This window comes from Alcaligenes sp. WGS1538, from assembly GCF_043187505.1.
Lineage (GTDB): Bacteria > Pseudomonadota > Gammaproteobacteria > Burkholderiales > Burkholderiaceae_B > Alcaligenes.
The window spans coordinates 1,380,205-1,398,307 of sequence record NZ_CP171109.1 but is presented as its reverse complement, the minus strand read 5'-3'; the positions used below and the strand labels follow the sequence as shown (position 1 = coordinate 1,398,307).

General features: G+C 66.1%; 13 protein-coding genes. 2 read left to right on the top strand and 11 right to left on the bottom strand.

From position 1 onward, the window contains the following. Positions 1-62: 62 nt before the first annotated feature. From ACF3ND_RS06460 to ACF3ND_RS06425, 8 genes are all read right to left on the bottom strand, one after another. A complete protein-coding gene (locus ACF3ND_RS06460; RefSeq protein ID WP_394065253.1) occupies positions 63-2,417 on the bottom strand; it encodes a mechanosensitive ion channel domain-containing protein in 2,355 nt (784 codons plus the stop codon). 105 nt (positions 2,418-2,522) lie between these two features. Next, positions 2,523-4,979, bottom strand: coding sequence for a DUF3772 domain-containing protein (locus ACF3ND_RS06455; RefSeq protein WP_394065252.1), 2,457 nt, complete (start codon positions 4,977-4,979; stop codon positions 2,523-2,525). A 238-nt stretch (positions 4,980-5,217) separates the two neighbouring features. Further along, positions 5,218-6,819, bottom strand: a complete 1,602-nt coding sequence (locus ACF3ND_RS06450) for a phytoene desaturase family protein (protein ID WP_394065251.1) — start codon at positions 6,817-6,819, stop codon at positions 5,218-5,220. Between the two features lie 66 nt (positions 6,820-6,885). Then, on the bottom strand, positions 6,886-7,710 hold the full coding sequence (locus tag ACF3ND_RS06445; RefSeq protein ID WP_394065250.1) for an SDR family oxidoreductase: 825 nt from the start codon (positions 7,708-7,710) through the stop codon (positions 6,886-6,888). Between the two features lie 20 nt (positions 7,711-7,730). Further along, on the bottom strand, positions 7,731-8,327 hold the full coding sequence (locus ACF3ND_RS06440) for a cysteine hydrolase family protein (protein WP_394065249.1): 597 nt from the start codon (positions 8,325-8,327) through the stop codon (positions 7,731-7,733). Beyond that, positions 8,327-8,863 carry an aromatic-ring-hydroxylating dioxygenase subunit beta gene (locus ACF3ND_RS06435; RefSeq protein WP_394065248.1) on the bottom strand — a complete coding sequence of 179 codons (537 nt, stop codon included), beginning with the start codon at positions 8,861-8,863 and terminating at the stop codon, positions 8,327-8,329. Before ACF3ND_RS06435 ends, ACF3ND_RS06440 begins: the two co-directional genes overlap by 1 nt. A gap of 15 nt (positions 8,864-8,878) precedes the next feature. Further along, complete coding sequence (locus ACF3ND_RS06430; RefSeq protein ID WP_394065247.1) at positions 8,879-10,177, bottom strand: aromatic ring-hydroxylating dioxygenase subunit alpha; 1,299 nt, start codon at positions 10,175-10,177, stop codon at positions 8,879-8,881. Between the two features lie 27 nt (positions 10,178-10,204). Then, positions 10,205-11,398, bottom strand: coding sequence for an ABC transporter substrate-binding protein (locus ACF3ND_RS06425; RefSeq protein ID WP_394065246.1), 1,194 nt, complete (start codon positions 11,396-11,398; stop codon positions 10,205-10,207). A gap of 196 nt (positions 11,399-11,594) precedes the next feature. On the opposite strand from ACF3ND_RS06425, the gene ACF3ND_RS06420 reads away from it, so the two are divergent. After that, complete coding sequence (locus ACF3ND_RS06420; RefSeq protein ID WP_394065245.1) at positions 11,595-12,578, top strand: AraC family transcriptional regulator; 984 nt, start codon at positions 11,595-11,597, stop codon at positions 12,576-12,578. A gap of 19 nt (positions 12,579-12,597) precedes the next feature. On the opposite strand, the gene ACF3ND_RS06415 is transcribed toward ACF3ND_RS06420, so the two are convergent. Continuing rightward, entirely contained in the window at positions 12,598-13,758 is a 1,161-nt protein-coding gene (locus ACF3ND_RS06415; protein ID WP_394065244.1) for a 2-methylaconitate cis-trans isomerase PrpF family protein, read from the bottom strand. A 2-nt stretch (positions 13,759-13,760) separates the two neighbouring features. After that, complete coding sequence (locus tag ACF3ND_RS06410; RefSeq protein WP_394065243.1) at positions 13,761-14,720, bottom strand: FCD domain-containing protein; 960 nt, start codon at positions 14,718-14,720, stop codon at positions 13,761-13,763. Positions 14,721-14,875: 155 nt separating this feature from the next. Here ACF3ND_RS06410 and acnA point away from each other — a divergent pair, with 155 nt between their 5' ends. Next, complete coding sequence (gene acnA / locus ACF3ND_RS06405; RefSeq protein ID WP_394065242.1) at positions 14,876-17,530, top strand: aconitate hydratase AcnA; 2,655 nt, start codon at positions 14,876-14,878, stop codon at positions 17,528-17,530. A gap of 21 nt (positions 17,531-17,551) precedes the next feature. On the opposite strand, the gene ACF3ND_RS06400 is transcribed toward acnA, so the two are convergent. Continuing rightward, a complete protein-coding gene (locus tag ACF3ND_RS06400) occupies positions 17,552-18,082 on the bottom strand; it encodes a CinA family protein (RefSeq protein ID WP_394065241.1) in 531 nt (176 codons plus the stop codon). Positions 18,083-18,103 lie beyond the last annotated feature (21 nt).

Genomic DNA, 18,103 nt, shown 5'->3' with positions numbered 1-18,103 from the left:
TTTAGTATAGCTAAACAAATTATACGGACGAATATTTCAGCATTCAATCAGTGCGGTCATGATCATGAGCGTGCGGACTCTTCTGCGTCCCGCCCCCCTTCCTGGACCAGCCAGCGCTGCGCCGGATGCAGGCTGATGCCATGCGCCCGCAGCCGGCGCAGCAGGTCCAGCATCAGGTTGCTGCGCACGCGGCGCAGCGGATGCATGCTGGCCAGAAAGCAGCGCATGCCGAAAGCCAGCCCATCACCCTGGATGCCGTCGCAGAACAACTGCGCGGGCGGATCCTCCAGTATCTCGGGCTGGGCGCGCACGGCCTGCTGCAACAGCTCCATGACCAGATCGGCGTCCACGTCCAGCGGCAGCAGCAGGCGCGCCTCCACCGCGCCCAAGGAGGCGGGCGTGTAGGTCAGGTTGCGCACCTGGCGGCCCACCATGTCGGCGTTGGGCACCGTCAGCATGCTGCGATCAAACTTTTCCACATAGGTGGCGCGCATGCGGATCTCGCGCACCGTGCCCTCGCTGCCGTCCACTTCCACCCAGTCGCCCACCTTGACGGATCGTTCCAGCATCAGGACCAGGCCGGAGGCGAAATTCTGGACAATGCCGCGCAGCCCGAAGCCCACACCGACCGTCAAAGCGGTGAATATCCAGGTGACGGATTCAATGGGCACGCCCAGCATGGACAGGCAGACCACCAGCAGGACGAAATAGCCGACATAGCTGACCGTGCTTGCGATGGCGTTCTGCAAGCCCGGCTCCAGGCTGGTGTTGGGCATGAAGCGATGGCGCAGCCAATTGCGCAGCACCTGGATCACGAATACGCCCAGCAGCATCACGCCCAGTGCGATCAGCCACAGATCCAGGCGCCACTGCACCGCGCTCAGGCGCAAGACCTCGCGCGAGACATCCAGTCCCGACTCCAGCATCTGCTTGGGCGCGCTCAACCAATCGGAACTGATGATCCAGATCGTCAAAGCAAGTACCGACACACGCGCCAGACCGAATACCACCACGATCACCTGGCTCTGCACGCGCGCCTGACTCTCATCCGCTTCGCGATTGCGCTCACGCAGGCGGGCCAGCAAACTGTCGCAGATGTCCTGCAGCAGCACCATGAGCAGATAGCCGATGGAGCCGAAGACCAGCATCATGGTCAGGAAATGAGAGATCAGATCGTCCGCAAGGCCTTGCCAGCCGCCCAGGAACAATAGCAGCGCCAACGTGTAGATTCCCGCCGCGCCGTAGTACGCCAGCCGCGACCAATAATAGCCGCGTTCGCTCAGCCCCTGCCCTTTTCCACCGGTCGGCGGCTGAGCGGACAAAAACCGTTCAGCCCGCAGCCCCCACAGGCCGTAGACGAACAGGACCAGGTACAGGACAGTGTCCACGCCATCCACCGAGAGCAGGAATATCTCGGACATGGGCAGGGTGGTCCTGAACATATCGGCCAGGAACTCGACGTAGGTCGTCAGCATGAACAACCAGGGGAAACAGCGCAACCGACGTTGCCCGCGGTCAGACAAAGGCAGCAGGCGCCAGGAACTGCGCGGCTGGAAGATGACCGCCTTCATGGCGGCCAGCACCAGGGCCCCCATGAAGGCCGCCAGCTGGGTGTAGGCGACCAGCTTGAGCTGCGGTTCCGATAGCCCGGGCCTGTCCAGCAGCAACAACATGATTTCCTTGCCCACGATCCAGGCCATGCCCATCCAGACCATGAAATTGGCCATGGCCAGGCCCGAGCGCCGCAAGCGCCCGCCGGGCGCGTGGCGCGTGATCAGGGTCGGCAAGATGCGCAGCAGTACAGCGCCCACGAGCAAGGCGGCCAGGACCAGCCACAGCGAGCCTTCGCCCTGCTTCCAGCTCGACCGGGCCAAGGTCTGGCGCCATTGCTGAACATAATCCGACAGCTTCTGGCTATCGGACGGCCAGGCCTGACGCAGTTGCGGCACGCCTTCCAAGAACAGCAGAGACGGCGAGCGCTTCCAGAGCTGCTCATCTTCATGGCGCTGGCCCGCGTCACGCAAGAGCTGGCGAGTCTGCTCGGCCTCGACCTGAACCAGGCGCGCCACTTTAAGCTCGGCCTGCAAAGTCGCCACCGCTCGCTGCAACTGGGCGCGTTCGATACGCACCGCGTCCGGCTCGGCATCATCTTCGGCTTCTTCGCCCAGTTCCTGCAGGCGCGCCTGCAGGAACTGGCTGCGCCGCTCCAGCTGCTGCACGGCGTGGGCGGACAGGTCCAGCACCTCGGCCAGGCGGCTGTCCTGCAGACGCATGGCTTCGGGGCGCAACTTCTCCTTGCCGTCCTCCAGGCGGAATTGCAGCAGGCGCACGCGGTCCTGGGCCTGCTGCAGTTGCATCAACAGTTCCCGATCGGCCGGTCCCACCGGCACGACCTGGCTTTGCGTCGCGACCGGCATCCACAGACTCAGACATAGAAAAACGATCAGCCACACTTCCCGCAACGCCTTCATATCGACCTTTACCGTGTTGTAAGGTAAGCAGCCCTGATTCCAGACACCAACTTATTGTGTGTCGGCTGCAAGGGGAAGGGTTCCATCCGTGCCCGCCGGGCTTGCCGCGGGCGTGGCGGGCAGCACCGTCATGGTCTGCGTATGGTGCAGCACCAGCCCGTTCCGGCGCAAGCGGTCCAGGATCTCGAACATCAGCGAGCTGCGCGTCTTGGCCGAAAGGCGCGGCGAAGACACGAAACTGCTGGCCGTGAACGCCAGGCCATTGGCGTCGAATCCGTCCAGGGTCACGCCCGGGGCCGGATCCTCCAGGACGTCGGGGTGGTCCTGCATGGCCTCCATCATGATATCGCGCACCCGTTTGGCATCCGTGTCGATGGGCATGTTGATCTTGACGTTGACCACGCCCAGCGGATTGGTCAGGGTGACGTTGCGCACGGGCTTGGTGATGAATTCCGAATTGGGCACGATCAGGGTGGAGCGGTCGAACATCTCGATCTCGGTGGCGCGCGCATTGATCTTGCGCACATTGCCTTCCACGCCGTTCAGGCTGACCCAGTCGCCCACCTTGATGGGCCGCTCGGCCAGCAGGATCAGGCCGGACACGAAGTTCTGCACCACCGCCTGCAAGCCGAAACCGATGCCCACCGACAGGGCCGAGATGATCCAGGCCATGCGCTCCAGGCCTATGCCCAAGGATGAGATCGTCATGGCCAGCACGACGAAATAGCCCACATAGCTGAAGAGATTGGCCGTGGACACACGCATGCCGGCGTCGATGCGCGTGGCGGGCAGCAACTGGTTCGTCATCCAGCGCTGCAGGACCTTGACGGCGAAGATGCCCACCAGCAGCACCAGCAGCGCCGCCAGCACGGAACCGGGCTTGATCTGCACCTGGCCGATGGAAAATCCCGTCATCAGGAATCCCAGGCGGCGCTGCAGCCACTGGGCGGGATCCTCGCCGAAAGGCAGCAGGACCAGCGTGACGGCCGCCACGATCAGGCTCAGGCGCGCCGCTCCGGACAGCAGGATCACAAGCTGGCTGCGGGCGCGCAATTGCGAATTGGAGAGCTCGTTGGCGGCGCGCTTTTCCTTGAACTGCAGCAGCAGGCTGTTGCCGATGTCGCCGACCAGGGCCACCAGCACGTAGCAGGTGCAGATCACCATGCTCAGCCACAGCGTCTCCTGCACGATCAGGCTGCTCAGCGCGATATAGCCCAGCAGAAAGGCCAGCAAACCCACGGCGATGACTACCCCCAGCACCATGGGCACGGAGCGGAACCAGCCGTTGGCCCTGGGCGCCGGTTCCGGCCTGGCGCCCTCCTCGGTCTCCTGCGCCGGCTGGCGGACGCGCAGGCCCTGGGTCAGGTTCCAGGCGGCGAAGGCGATCAGCATGCTCAGCGTCAGGGTGTTGAAGCTGTTCACCAGCAAGGTGGCGCTGAGCGTGGCATTGATCAGGCCCAGCAACTGCTGGGACATCCAGGTGAGCGTCACCATGACGCCCAGGGCGATGGGCAGCCAGGCCAGCTTGGTGGCCACGTCGCCCGGAATGGGCGGCAGGCGCCAGCTTGGCCGCTGCGGCGCCAGCAGCACCCGGCCCATGCCGGTCACGAAACCGCCCAGGTACAAGGCGAACACGCACTTGGAGACGAAGCTGTCCAGTTCGGCGGGCAGCTCGCCCTGCCAGTGCAGGAGCATGGAAGCAACGGAGCCGAGCAGGCCGGGCGCCAGCGTGTAGAGCACGATCAGGGCGGCGGCGTAGAACGAGCGCCGCAGGCGCGAGGGCTTGGTGTGATTGATGGTGAAGTCGGCCAGGCCGCGCGCCAGCAGAATCGCCACTCCCAGCACCAGCAGAGCCAGGGCGCCGGCCAGCCAGAATACGCGCGCGGGCGCATCCACCATGCGTCTCTCCAGATCGCCCACCATGCGCTCGACCCGGCCCAGATCGCCGGGCAAGTCGCGCTTGACGTTGCTCCAGAAACGCGGCGTCAGGATGGACTGCGAGCGGCGTCCCAGCTCGGCCTGGAAAATCTGCCGGCGCTGCTTGGATATCTGGTCTATGCCTTGGCGGGTCTCCACCCCGATCAGCCTGGCCAGCTTGATCTGGCCGTCCAGGTTGGACTGGGCCTGCTGCAGCTGGGCCCGCTGGTGGGCGATGTCCTCGGACTCCCCGGCCTGCTCATCCACCGGCCCCAGCTGGGTCAGGCGCGCCTCCACGCTGCTCAGCTCCGGCTCCAGCCGGACGCCTATCTCCTGCGCCTGCTCCTGGGCCTCGGTCAGGCTGTTGCGCAACTCGACCAGATCGGAATCAGTCAGATCATCCGGCTTCTGCAGCCGACCCTGCACTTTCTGCAAGGTCTGGCGCAAACCGTCAAGCGCCTTGCCGGCCTCCTCGGCCTGGACGGCGGCGGGCTCGGCGGCATGCGCGGGCGCGCCCGCTTCCCCCAGGAACAGGACAAGAAAACAAAGGCTGAACAGGGCGCACAGGCCCAGGCGGCGCATGGACTGCATCAGGATGGCTCCAGGTATCCGGCAAGGCCGCGCGCCGGCCCTACTGTCGGACCCGGCACGCACGGCAGCGTGAAAACATGCACAGAATACTCAAGAATCGCGGCCATAGTGCTACCCGGTGAAACCGGGAACACATCTTTTTTGCAGGAAAGCCCGCCCCAAAGCGTCCGGGCCGGCAATATGCCGGCCCGGGACGCTGATCTGATTGCTGCAAAGAACGGGTCAGGCGCGCCGGCCGCTACCGTATCTGCTCGGCCACCATGAAGCCCGAGGCTCCCGCCAGGCCGGGGCCGGGGTGGGTGGAGGCGCCGATGTGGTAGACGTTCTTGTAGGGGGTGCGGTGCGAGCGCGCGCCCTGGCTGCTGGCGAAGGGACGCATCCAGAAGAACTGGTCGGGCGAGCACACGCCTGAATAAGGGTCTCCCCCCACCAGGTTGCAGTTGGCTCTTTCCAGGTCGGCCGGCGACAGGGCCTTGATGCCGATGATCTGCCGGCGCAAGCCCGGCAGGATAGCCTCCAGCTGGTCGACGATGCGCTCGCACACGGCCTCGCGCACCGCCTCGTTCCATTGCCCGTCTTCCGGCACGGCGATCTTGCCGGCCGCATCGCCGCGCAGGCGCGAGGGCATGTCCTGCATCTGCATCCACAGAATCCACTTGCCCTGCGGCGCGCGCCCAGGATCCACGGCGCATGGCTGGCCGATGGCCACCGTGGGCTTGGCCGGGATCAGGCCATTGTTGGCCTGGGCCACGCTCATGCTGACATCCTCCAGGCTGTCGGACAAATGCAGCAAAGGCACTTTCAGCAATTCCGGATCGCTCCAGTTGGGCATGCCGTCCAGGGCGATGTGGATCTGCATGTCGCCGCGTCCGAAACGATAGGCCTGCGCCTGCTCGCGCACCGGCTCGGGCGCGCCCGGCAGCAGGCGACCGTAAAGCTGGGGCGGCGTGACATTGCACACCACGGCCTCGGTGGCTTCATACAGCCGGCCGCCGGCGCGCACGCCGCGCGCCTTCTGTCCGTCCAGCACGATTTCCTCGACCTCCGTATTGAGCTGGACGCGTCCGCCGGCCTTCTCGACCAGGGCGCACAGGGCGCGCACCAGGTTCCGGCCGCCGCCCTTGACCACCGGCATGCCGCCGGCCACCACCGCCGCGAAGGTCAGCTTGCCGATCAGCGCCGAGCAGGCGTCGTCCGGCCCCAGCCCGGAGTGCAGCACCCAGGGCGCCATCATGCCGCGCACGCGATCATCCTTGACTTCGCGTTCGGCCCAGCGACGGAAGGACTCCAGGGATTCGCGGCCATATTGCATCAGGCCGTCCAGGCGGCGCTTGCGCCACTGGGAGAACAGCAGGCCCAGCAGGCCGCGGCTGTAGGGCTCGGATCCCAGCAGGCCGAAGGTCAGTGCGGCGTCGCGCTCGAACAACTGGCTGGCCATCTGTCCGAAGGCGGCGCCGTCGCCCGCGGCAAAGGCGTTGATGCGCTGCACGGCGTCGCCCACGTCATTGCGCAGGGCCAGGCCCCGCCCGTCGCTGCCCACCACCCCCGTGGTATAGCCATTGTCCAGGAACTCCACGCCCTGGGCCGCCAGGTCGTCCTTCAAGCGCGCATAGGCCGCGCCCGAGGTGAACAGCGGATACCAGGACGAGAACACTTCATGCGTGAAACCGGGAAACAGCTCCTCGGTGCGTATGCAGCCCCCCGCCCTGTCGTTGCGCTCCAGCACCAGCACCCGCTTGCCGCGCTGGGCCAGCAAGGCCGCGCAGACCAGGGAATTGATGCCGCTGCCCACCACCACGACAGCATGCCGCTCGTTGTTTTTTATTGTCTCGCTTGTCATCCCACCATCCTTGTTCTTGCCGCCCCCTGGGCGGCCAACGCATCTTGTACCGCATTTCGCGGCGGATCAGGAAGCCTGTTTCTGCGCCCAGACCTGGAACCAGTGGCGGGGCGAGCGCCCCTGCTCCGGCCCCAGCACGGAAAAGCCGCCGTCCACCGGCAGGTCCACGCCCGTCATCCAGGAAGCCGCGCCGGACACGGCGAACAGCACCGCCTGGGCCACTTCCGAGCCCGAGCCCACGCGGCCCAGCGGGTGCACCTGCGCGCCCACCTGGTCGGCCTGCTCGCGCGAGCCGCCGCTCATGCGCTCCACGGCAGGCGACCAGGTCCAGGCGGGCGAGACCGCCAGCACGCGGATGCCCGCCGGCGCGAGCTCCACCGCCAGGCTCTTGGTCAACTGCAGGATGGCCGCCTTGGAGGCCGGGTACAAAGCCCGGCCGGCCACGCCGAACTTGCCGCCCGTGCTGCCCATATTGATGATAACCCCGCCCCGCTCCATGTGCGGGCTGACCTTCTGCGCGAGGATCGCGCCCGACACCAGGTTCACGTCCAGCGTCTCGTGCCACAGCGCCCGGCTGGAAGCCAGGCCCTCGTCGCCGTAGCTGCAGGCGTTGTTGACCAGGATGTCGATGCGCCCGGTCTGCTCCAGGGCGGCCTGCACGCAGGCGTCCAGCTGCGCGTCGTCGCGGATGTCGGCCGCCATGAAACGCGCCCGGCCCACGGCCTGCAGGCGCGCCTCGGTGGCGCGCCCTTCATCCTGGCCCCGCCCCACGATCAGCACCCAGGCCCCGGCCGCGCACAGGGCCAGCGCGATATCCGCGCCCAGCCCCTGGGTGGAGCCGGTCACGATGGCGACCTTGCCCTGCAGATTGACTGAAAAATCCTGTTCCATTCTTCCCCCTGCCGGCGGCCTCAGCCGCCGAATACCGTATCCCAATCTTCCTGCTGGTCGATATGGGCGATCAGGCCCATGCTGGCCAGCGAGGCTTCATGCGTGCCGGGCGGCGCCGCGCAGGCCGTGGCGGCCACGGCCACTTCGAACCCCATGTCGACGGCGTGCCGCACCGTGCTTTCCACGACCGAATGCGTGGCCACGCCGGCCACCACCAGCCGGTCCGCGCCCAGACGCCGGACCACCGGCTCCAGCTGCGAACCGAAGAAGGCGTTGATGCGCGTGTGGTGCACCTCGAACTCCTGCGGCAAGGGTTCCAACCCTTCGTAGAAGTCCGCGCCCCAGCTGCCGGCCTGCATGGCCCCGATGCGCTGCACATTGCGCAGGATGGGGGCGTTGGTGAGCAGATCGGCGTAGTCGGGCCGGTAGCCGACCCGCACGTGCACCACCGGCACGCCGCGCGCGCGGGCCTGCGCCAGCAGCCTGCCGGCCGCCGCGATGACCTGCTGGCGCAGCGGGCTGTCGGCCGTCAGGCCGACCCGGATGCGGCCGTCCGCATGCAGCACATCGTTCTGGTAGTGCAGGGCCAGCAGGGCCGTGCGGCTCGGCGCGCTCATCAGATGTACACCTGGATGGCGCCGTGCACCGCATCGCGGTCCACCAGATTGACCTGCTTCATGCGCAGCTTCCAGCCGCCGTCCTCCCGGGCCTGCAGCTTGTGGATCAGCGAGCCGACCCGGTGCACCTGCTCCTTGCCGCGCCACTCCATGCAATGGAAGGCGGAACGCACCACCAGATAGCCGTCCGGATCCGTGCCGTCTATCATCACATTGCTGACCACGCGGCAGGACTGGGTGACAGGCTGCTGCGACCAGTTGCGGCTGTTCTCCAGGCGGCGGATGCGCAGCTCGCGCAGCAGCTTGTTCTCCCAGCATAGCGAAATGTGCTCATAGGGACTGGTCTGGTCGAAGCTGTGCGGGATCCAGTACATGCCGTCCTCGGTCCACAGGTCCAGCCACTCCTGCCAGCGGCGCTCGTCCAGCAGGCGCGCTTCCCGGTAGATGTACTGCTCCACCCCGCGGATGGCGTCCTGGCTCAGGCTCACGGGCGTTACACGGTCCACGCCCACATCAAAATCAATATCAAACAACATGGCAGGTCTCCTCGGTCAAGCAGTCATGAACTTTTTCCAGGCGCGGAACTGATTGCGCATGGGCAATTCGCTGGTGCCGTTGGTGGCCACCATGCCGCCTTCGATGGCCTTGTCCGTGCCGTTGTAGCGGTGCATGCTGATCCACTCGCCGCCTCGGGTCAGATTGCCTTCCTGGCAGCGGCCATACACCTCGATGTCGTCCGGCATCACGTTGGACGAGGGCGAGTTGATCAGGTTGGCGTACATCAGGCCGCGCTTGTAGATTTCCTCGGGGGCGCCCTTCAGGCGGAACAACTGGATCTCGACATGAGTGCGGTCCACGGCCACGGGACGGATCACGCGGAACTGCTGGAACACGGTGTGCGGCGAGCCGCTGCCGTAGATGATGGTGTTGTGGCGGTTCTGGCCCAGGATGTTCAGCGCCTTTTCCTCGCCATAGGCTTCTTTCAGCGATTCATAGTGGGCCTTGGACACCGGGTCGGTCTCGATGGCGCCGGGATTGAAGATGCCTTCCATATAGCCGTGGCCGTTCTCGAAGGCGTACAGGTCCAGCTTCTCCCAGAAGCCGTAAGGCTCGCCGTTGCCGTCCATGATGTGCAGCTCCAGGGGCATGGAGCCGTAGTCCTGCGCCTGCTCGCGCGCCGCCGTGTAGGACGACTCATGCGTCACGTTGGCATGCATGGTGTCGTGCAGGTTCTCGTAGAACACCTTCCAGTTGGAGGGCTGCCAGACCTTGAAGGTGCCGCCCGCCACTTCCACCTCGCCCACGGGCGAGCGGTCGCACAGATTGTCGATGGAAGTGATCACATGGCCCAGGAACTCCTTCAGGCCCGGGCCCTCGGCGCTCTGGTTGGCGAACACGAAGCCGCGATAGCTCTCCACCCGCGCCACGCGGCGCATGGAGAAGTCCGGATGCTTGGGATCGAAACAGGTGCCCTCGAAGCCGTTCTTCATGGGCGCGGCCAGATGCTGGCCGTCCAGCTTGAAAGTCCAGGCATGGTAGGGGCAGCGGAAGAACTTGCCCGTATTGCCGCAGCCCTCGGCCACGACCTTGGCGCCCTTGTGCGGGCAGCGGTTGTACAGCACGTACACGTTCTTGTCGCTGCCGCGCACCATGATCACGTCCTGGCCGCCCAGCGAGGTGGTGTGATAGTCGCCGGGGTTGGGGACCTGGCTTTCGTGGCCTACATAGATCCAGGCGCGGCCGTAGATGCGCTCCATCTCCAGGCGGAAGATCTCGGGATCGGTATAGACCGATTTGTGCACGCTGTCCTCACGGACCAGCGCGGCCAGGGCTTCGTTGCTATAGCTCATGATTGCCTCCTTGCTGCCGGGCGCCCGTCAGGCGCCCTTCTTGTTGCTGTCCATCTTGCACTGCGGCACAAAATGATCCTGGAATTGCTCGAAAACGGTGGACACGATCTTGTTGCTCATCTGGCCCTGCGCATTGGGAGCCACTTCGCGCATGTAGTAGGTCTGCACCGGATACTGGTTGTTGTTGAAGGCGAAGGCTCCGCGCACGGACTCGAACGGCGCGCGGCGCAGCGCCTGGCGCAAGGCCTCGCGGTCGTGGACCGCCTTGGGATCGGCCTTCAGGGCGCCGTCCAGCAGGCGGGCGGCGTCATAGCCCTGGGCCGCGTACATGGAGGGCAGGCGGCCATAGGCCTGCTGGAAATCCTTCACGAAGCGCTGGTTGGCGGCGTTGTCCAGATCCGGCGACCATTGCGCGGCGTTGGCCATGCCCTGCATGGAATCGCCGATGGCGGCGATCGTGTCCTGGTCGGCCGAGAAACCCGGCGTGTAGACCGCCATCTGGCTGGACAGGCCGGAGTTGACCAGCTGCTTGATGAAGGCCACGCCCATGCCGCCGGGCAGGAAGAAGAACACCGCATCCGCGCCCGAGGCCCGCATCTGGGCCAGCTCGGCGGCAAAATCCACCTGGCCCAGCTTCACGTAGACTTCATCGGCGATGTCGCCCTTGAAGGTGCGCTTGAAGCCCTCGATGGATTCGCGCCCGCCCGGATAGTTGGGCGCGATCAGGTAGACCTTCTTGTGCGCCTTGTCGGTCACGTATTTGCCCATGGCGGCCGGGATGTCCTCGTTCTGCCAGGACACGGCGAAGAAATTCGGGTTGCAGCGCTCGCCGGCGTAGTCCGCCGGACCGGTGTTGGCCGAAATATAGATCGTGTCGCTGCCCAGGATGGTGGGCATCACGGGCAGCAGCACGTTGGAAAACGCCATGCCGGTGATCACGTCCACCTTGTCGCGCTTGATCAGGCGCTCGACGGCCTGCCGGCCTTCCATGGGTTTCTGCTGGTCGTCGACCACCGTCACCGCGGTCTCGATCCCGCCCAGCTTGCCGTCGGCGTGCTTGACGCCCAGCTCGAAGCCGTCGCGGATCTCCGAGCCGATGGCCGCGCCCGGCCCCGACAAGGTGGTCAGCAGGCCGACCTTGAACACATCCTGCCCCCAGGCCGTGGAACTGGCCGCCGCCAGGGCCACAGCGGTCATACAGCTCGCCAATCGCTTGTTCATGCTTGTCTCCGTCCTCTGTCTTTCGTAGAAGGTGCTAAGTAAAGACGTCAATTCACAGCTCCGCCCCGATCTGATAACGTGCCATCGACAGGACTTACTGTTTTAAGTTTGAAATACATTAGGCCAGGGACGGGCCTTCGGGCTATCCGGAAACAGCAAGCCTTATCCGGATCCGGCAGAAATTAGGAGAGACATCATGCAGGCGTGGTTCATGTCGGGGCTGACGCCCCTGCAGCGCAGCGCACCGCGCTTCCAATCACGCTGCCCGGACCAGACACGCAGCGAGACCGCCGGCGTGCTGACCGAGCACCGCCTGACCTGGAATGGCGGTCAGGTGGACGCTTCGCTGCGTTACGCGAAAAGCCACAGCTTTTCCTTCGTGCTGCTCAAATATGGCGCCGCCGTGCAGGTTTCGCCGGGCGCGCTGGAAGATTTCCTGCTGTTCCAGGTGCCCATCCAGGGACGCTCCTGCATACGGGTCGGCCGCGAGCTGGTGCGCGCCGACCCTCATACGGCCGGCGTCATCTCCCCTTCCCTGCCTCTGGAGCTGGACTGGGAACAGGGCTGCGAACAATTCCTGATCAAGATCCCGCGCGTGCGGCTGGAAGAGGTGGCCCGCCGCTACCTGGGCCTGAACCTGGAGCGGCCTATCGAATTTGCCGCCACGCTGGCGCTGGACTCGCCCCAGGGGCGCGCCTGGCAGCATCAGGTGGGCAGCCTGCTGGCCTACGGCGCCCAGCCGCCGGGCGAACTGGACGGCTGGCTGCGCCAGGTGGAGGACAATCTGCTGCTGCACTTGTTTCATACCCAGCCGGGCAACTACAGCCAGCAATTGCGGCTGGGCTGCGCGCCGGCGGGCTCGCGCCGCGTGCAGCGCGCCGAGGATTTCATGCGGACCCATCTGGACGAGGCCCTGACGCTGGAACAGATTGCTGGCGCGGCCTGCGTCAGCGTGCGCAGCCTGACGCAGGCTTTCCGGGACGAACGCGGCCAGAGCCCCATGCAGTTCCTCAAGCAGATCCGGCTGGAAGCGGCGCATGCCGCCCTGCAGGCCGCGCCGCCCGGGACACTGGTCAGCGACGTGGCCTTGCGCTTCGGCTTCGGCCATCTGGGCCGTTTCTGCGCCGACTACAAGGCCCGCTTCGGCTGCAATCCCTCGCAGTCCTTGCGGGCCAGCTGATCAGTCCATCAAAGGGGAGTCAACCCTCCAAGGCCTGGCCGGGCACCCAGAGGCGGCCATCGAAGAGGCGCCGCGCCGTGCGGTAGAAAGAACCGGCGCGCGCATGCCACTGGCCGTCCTGGCGGTCCACTTCCGCGCCCACCGTGAGCACGCCCGACGGCATGCCCAGACGCAGCGGCCCCTGCGGCGCCACCGACGCGGACAGGCATTGCGCAGGCAGGCTGCCCTGCATGCGCGCAGCCACGGCGGTGCACAGCGAAATGGTCAGCGGCAAGGCCCGATGCGGCTGGCCATTGGATATCACGCGCGCCACCAGATCTATGTCACCGGCGCAGATGGTTTCGCCGGACAGGGTGGGACTTTCCTGGGCCGGCGCCACGATGCAGACAAAAGGCACGATGCGGATCTGGCGCGCGGCATCTTCGTCCGGAGCAATGCCCATGCGCACCGAGGCCTGCACCCGGATGGCGTCCAGGCGCTCCAGGATCTGCGGCTGCGACTCCAGCCAGTCCGGCAGCTCCAGCCCCGTCAGGCCCACATCGGCGGCGCGCACGAACACGGCTGCGTTGGCCGCATCCACCAGCGAGACCTCGATGCGGCCCACGCCGGGCACGTCCAGCCATTCGGAAACCTGCCCGGTCGGCAGCAGCGCGCCCGTGGACGCCCCGCCCGGCTCGACGAAATCCAGGCGTATGGGCGAGCCAGTCCCGCCCACGCCGGGAATGGCCAGATCGCCGTCGTAGCGCGGCTGGCCATCCTCCACCGTGAAGCGGGCGTGGATGATTTTCTGCGTATTGGTGTTGAAGATGCGCACGCAGGCCTCGCCGTCCTCGACCTGCACCAGCCCCTCTTCCACGGCGAAGGGCCCGACGGCCGAGCTCATATTGCCGCAATTGCCGCGGTAGTCCACCTTCTGCTCCTTGATGGACACCTGCGCGAAGGTATAGTCCACATCGGCGTCGGGATGGCTGGACGGCCCGATGATGCACACCTTGGACAGCGAAGACACGCCTCCGCCCATGCCGTCAAGCTGGCGCCCATAAGGATCGGGCGAGCCCATGGCTGCGGCGAACAGCGGCGTCCAGTCATCGCGATTGGCCGGCAGGTCGCGGGCGTGCAGCATCAGCGCCTTGCTGGTGCCGCCGCGCATGAATACGGCGGGAAGGGATTTCTGTTTCATCGTCATTCCTGGTGCTTGGCTTGCGCCGTTGTGTTGAAAAGAGAAGATGGGTGTGCGGCGCGCTGCAGCTGCTGCACTTTTTCATGGCTGGCATTGCCCAGGTGGCGCGCCAGCAGTTCGGCGGCGCGGGCGCGCTCGCCCTGCTCCAGCAGGTCCAGAATGGCCAGGTGCTCCAGACACTGGCGGCGGATGCGCTGCCTGTCTATGGTCTCCTGATATTCCAGCAGGCGCCGCAACTGATTCTGGCGCGTGACCGTCTGGGCGATGAAGCGGTTGCCGGACAGGGACGCCAGCGCCTCATGGAACGTGGCGTTGGCCTGGTACATCTCGGCATGGCCGGCATGGCGCCAGCCGCCCTCGGCCAGGGCCTGCTGCTGGCGCCGCACCCGCCGCAGCACGGCGGTATCGATGGCAAAGCCGGGCAGCAGCATGGCGGCGGGCTCCAGCAGCTGCCGCAGCGCGTAGCTCTCTTCGCAGGCCTGGGGGCCGTCTATCATGGGCAGAAAGGACCAGCCCTTGCTCGCGCGCTGCTCCATCCAGCCTTCGTTGGCCGCGCGCGCCAGGATGCGGCGCAGGCGCTCGCGCGTCAGCCCGTAGCGGCGCATGGCGTCGTTTTCCGAGAGCGTGTCGCCCCACAGGCCCGAAAGCTTGTCGCGCGCCAGCTGAAGATAGGCCTCGTCGTCCTGGCTGGCGCCCAGTTCCTGTTCCACCACGCCCAGTTCGTCCGCACCCTTCAGCAGGAACAGGCCGCGTCGCGGCGGCTGCGGGCCCACCACGCCTTTTTCGGCCAGGTAAGCCAGCGCGCCGCGCACGGGCGAACGGGAAGCGCCCAGCGCCTGAGCCAGCGATTGTTCGGTCAGGTGATGCCCGGCCTGCAGATGACCGGCCCGCACGTAATCCAGCAGGCGGTGCGCCAGCGTGACGTGCAGGGAATTGAACTCGTTCTTCATACAGGCATCCATGAAAACATCCACGACGTGGTCGCCGTTCTATTGTATTATATACAAACAAAATACAATTTTATTGTTCCGCAACCACTCCAGACGCATATTTTGTCTGGCCTTTCACGGTAAGGCCGCCCCCCTCCGGCCTTCATAGTACGGATGAATCGCTTGCCATGTCCCAGTCTCCTGCCCTCGCCAAGCTGTCTGTGAACGGACGCTCCCTGCATTACGTGTCCATCGCCGACATTCCCGGCGTCGACACCCTGCCCTATTCGCTGCGCGTCCTGCTGGAAAACCTCTGCCGCCAGAAGCTTGTGCGCGGCGCGGACGTGGACGAGGAAATCCGCTCCCTGCTCGCGCGCAAGGTGGGCGACGGCATCACTTTCTATCCGGCGCGCGTGTTCGGCCAGGACATCCTGGGCCTGGTCATGCTGCTGGACATGGCGGCGCTGCGCGAAGGCGTGGAAGCGGCCGGCGGCGACGCCAGCCGCGTGCGCCCGCAAGTGCCCATCGACGTCATCATCGACCACTCCCTGCAAGTGGACAGCTGGGCCAACCCGCAGGCGGCCGACATCAACCTGGCGCGCGAATACCAGCGCAACGGCGAACGCTTCGCCTTCCTGCGCTGGTGCTCCAGCAATTTCGAAGGGGTCAAGGTCGTGCCGCCCGGCAAGGGCATCATGCACCAGCTGCACATCGAACACATCGGCCAGGTCGTCTGGTCCGAACAGACGGACAGCGGCGAACTGGTCTATCCCGACAGTTGCGTGGGCACGGACAGCCACACGCCCATGGTCAACGGCCTGGGCATCCTGGGCTGGGGCGTGGGCGGCATCGAGGCCGAAGCCGTCATGGTGGGCCTGCCGGTGGCCATCGCCCTGCCCGCCGTGGTCGGCATCGAACTGAGCGGCTCGCTGCAGGACGGCGTGCTGCCTACCGACCTGGTGCTGGTCATCACCCAGAAGCTGCGCGAGCTGGGCGTGGTGGGCAAATTCGTGGAGTTCTTCGGCCCCAGCGTGGACCAGCTTTCGCTGGGCGACCGGGGCATGATCGCCAACATGGCCCCCGAATACGGCGCCACCGCCGTGTTCTTCCCCGTCGACCAGGCCGCCCTGGACTATATGCACATGACGGGCCGCCCCCAGGAGCAGATTGCCCTGGTGGAACAATACAGCAAGGCGCAGAAGCTGTGGCGCGATCCGCAGGCGCCCGCCCCCGTCTACGACACGGTGCTGAAACTGGACCTGAGCGGCATCAAGCCCAGCCTGGCCGGGCCCAGCAACCCCGAAGACCACCTGGACCTGGATACCGCCGCCGCGCAGTTCCCCGCGCACCACCAGAAGATCGCCCGCCGACCCTACGATCCCCAGCGCGCCGTGCCCGTGGAAGGCGAGGACTACGCCCTGCACGACGGCGACGTGGTGATCGCCGCCATCACGTCCTGTACCAATACGGCCAACCCCGCCAACATGATGGCCGCCGGCCTGCTGGCGCGCAACGCCGTGGCTCGCGGCCTGCGCAGCAAGCCCTGGGTCAAGACCTCGCTGGTGCCCGGCAGCCAGGTCACCGCGGATGTGCTGCAGCGCGCCGGCCTGCAGGACAGCCTGGATGCGCTGGGCTTCAATATCGCCGGTTTCGGCTGCACCACCTGCAACGGCGGCTCCGGTCCGCTGCCGCCCAACATCGTCAAGGCCATCGAATCGGAAAAGCTCGTGGCCGCCGCCGTGCTCTCGGGCAACCGCAACTTCGAGGGGCGCATCCACGCCAATGTGCGCGCCGCCTACCTGGCCTCGCCCGCGCTGGTCGTGGCCTACGCGCTGGCCGGCAACATGAACGTGGACCTGACGCGTGAACCGCTGGGTCGGGACGAACAGGGCCGGGACGTGTTCCTGAGCGACATCTGGCCCAAGGCCGCCCAGGTCCGGCAAGCGATCCAGGACTCCTACGAGCGCGACTTGTTCATCGAACGCTATGCCGAACTGTACGACGGCGGTGCGCCCTGGGACGCATTGGCCCGCCAGAGCGACGGCGGCCACTACCCCTGGGAGGCCGACAGCACCTACATCCGCAAGCCGCCCTACTTCGACGGCCTGCAGGGCGAGCCCGCTCCCGTGGCCAACCTGCGCGGCATGCGCCCGCTGGCCATCCTGGGCGATTCCATCACCACGGACCACATTTCCCCGTCCGGCTCCATCAGCCTGGGCACGCCGGCCGCGGACTTCCTGCTGTCCAAAGGCGTGGCCCAGAAGGATTTCAACAACTACACCACGCGCCGCGCCAACCATGAAGTGGTCAAGCGCGCCACCTTCGCCAACATACGCCTGCGCAACAAGATCGTGCCCGGCGTGGAAGGCGGGGTCACCAAAGTCATGCCGGAAGGCGAAGTCATGCGCATCTTCGAGGCCGCGCAGCTCTACCAGGAGCGCCAAGTGCCGCTGCTGGTCATCGCCGGCAAGAACTACGGCTGCGGTTCGTCCCGCGACTCGGCCGCCAAGGGGCCGGCGCTGCTGGGCGTGAAGGCCGTGGTGGCCGAAGGGTTCGAGCGCATCCACCGCACCAATCTGGTGGGCATGGGCGTGCTGCCGCTGCAGTTCCAGGACGGCGTCAATGCCGACACGCTGGGACTGGACGGCACGGAGACCTTCGATGTGCAGGGACTGGAGGAAAACCTGGGCGTGCGCTCGCAGGCCGAGCTGATCATTCACCGCCTGGACGGCAGCCGGCAGACCGTGCCGGTCACCGTGCGCCTGGATACCGTGGAGGACGTGGAATACTGGCGCCACGGCGGCATTCTGCCGCGCGTGTGGCGCTCCTATCTGCAGGCCTGATGCTCCACGGAGGGCCGACGATCAGACGCCAGGGCTCAGGCCCTGGCGTTCCTGTTTCAGCACCTGCAGCCAGTGCTCGATGCGCAGGATGGCGTAGTCGGCGCTCTGGCGGCGGATTTCTTCGCGCGAGCCATCGAAGGCGATGGTCTCGGTATACACCACCAGGGGATCGAACGGATCACGCGGCTTGAACAGCCAGGCATAGCATTGGGTTCCCGCCGGAATGCGGGGCGCGGCCGTATCGTCGGCCACGCCGGTGTTGGCGATGATGAGGTTGGCCGGCGTCAGCTCCGCCGCGCCCTTGGCCATGGCCCGGGCCACGGCTTCGCTGGTCAGGTTGTTGGCCGCCAGCACGGCCTGGTCCACCCCCAGGCAGCGATACTTGGCTTGCGGCGAATACGTGACGAAGGCGCAATCGAGCAGACCGCCGGCGCCGGGCTGATCCGCCAGGGTCGAGGCTATCAGTCCCGCCGTGCAGGACTCCGCCGTGGCGATCGTCCATTGCGAATCGATCAGGTTTTTGACTATCCGTGCAAGATCCTGCTCTGTCATGGCGCACCTCCTTATCAGCGG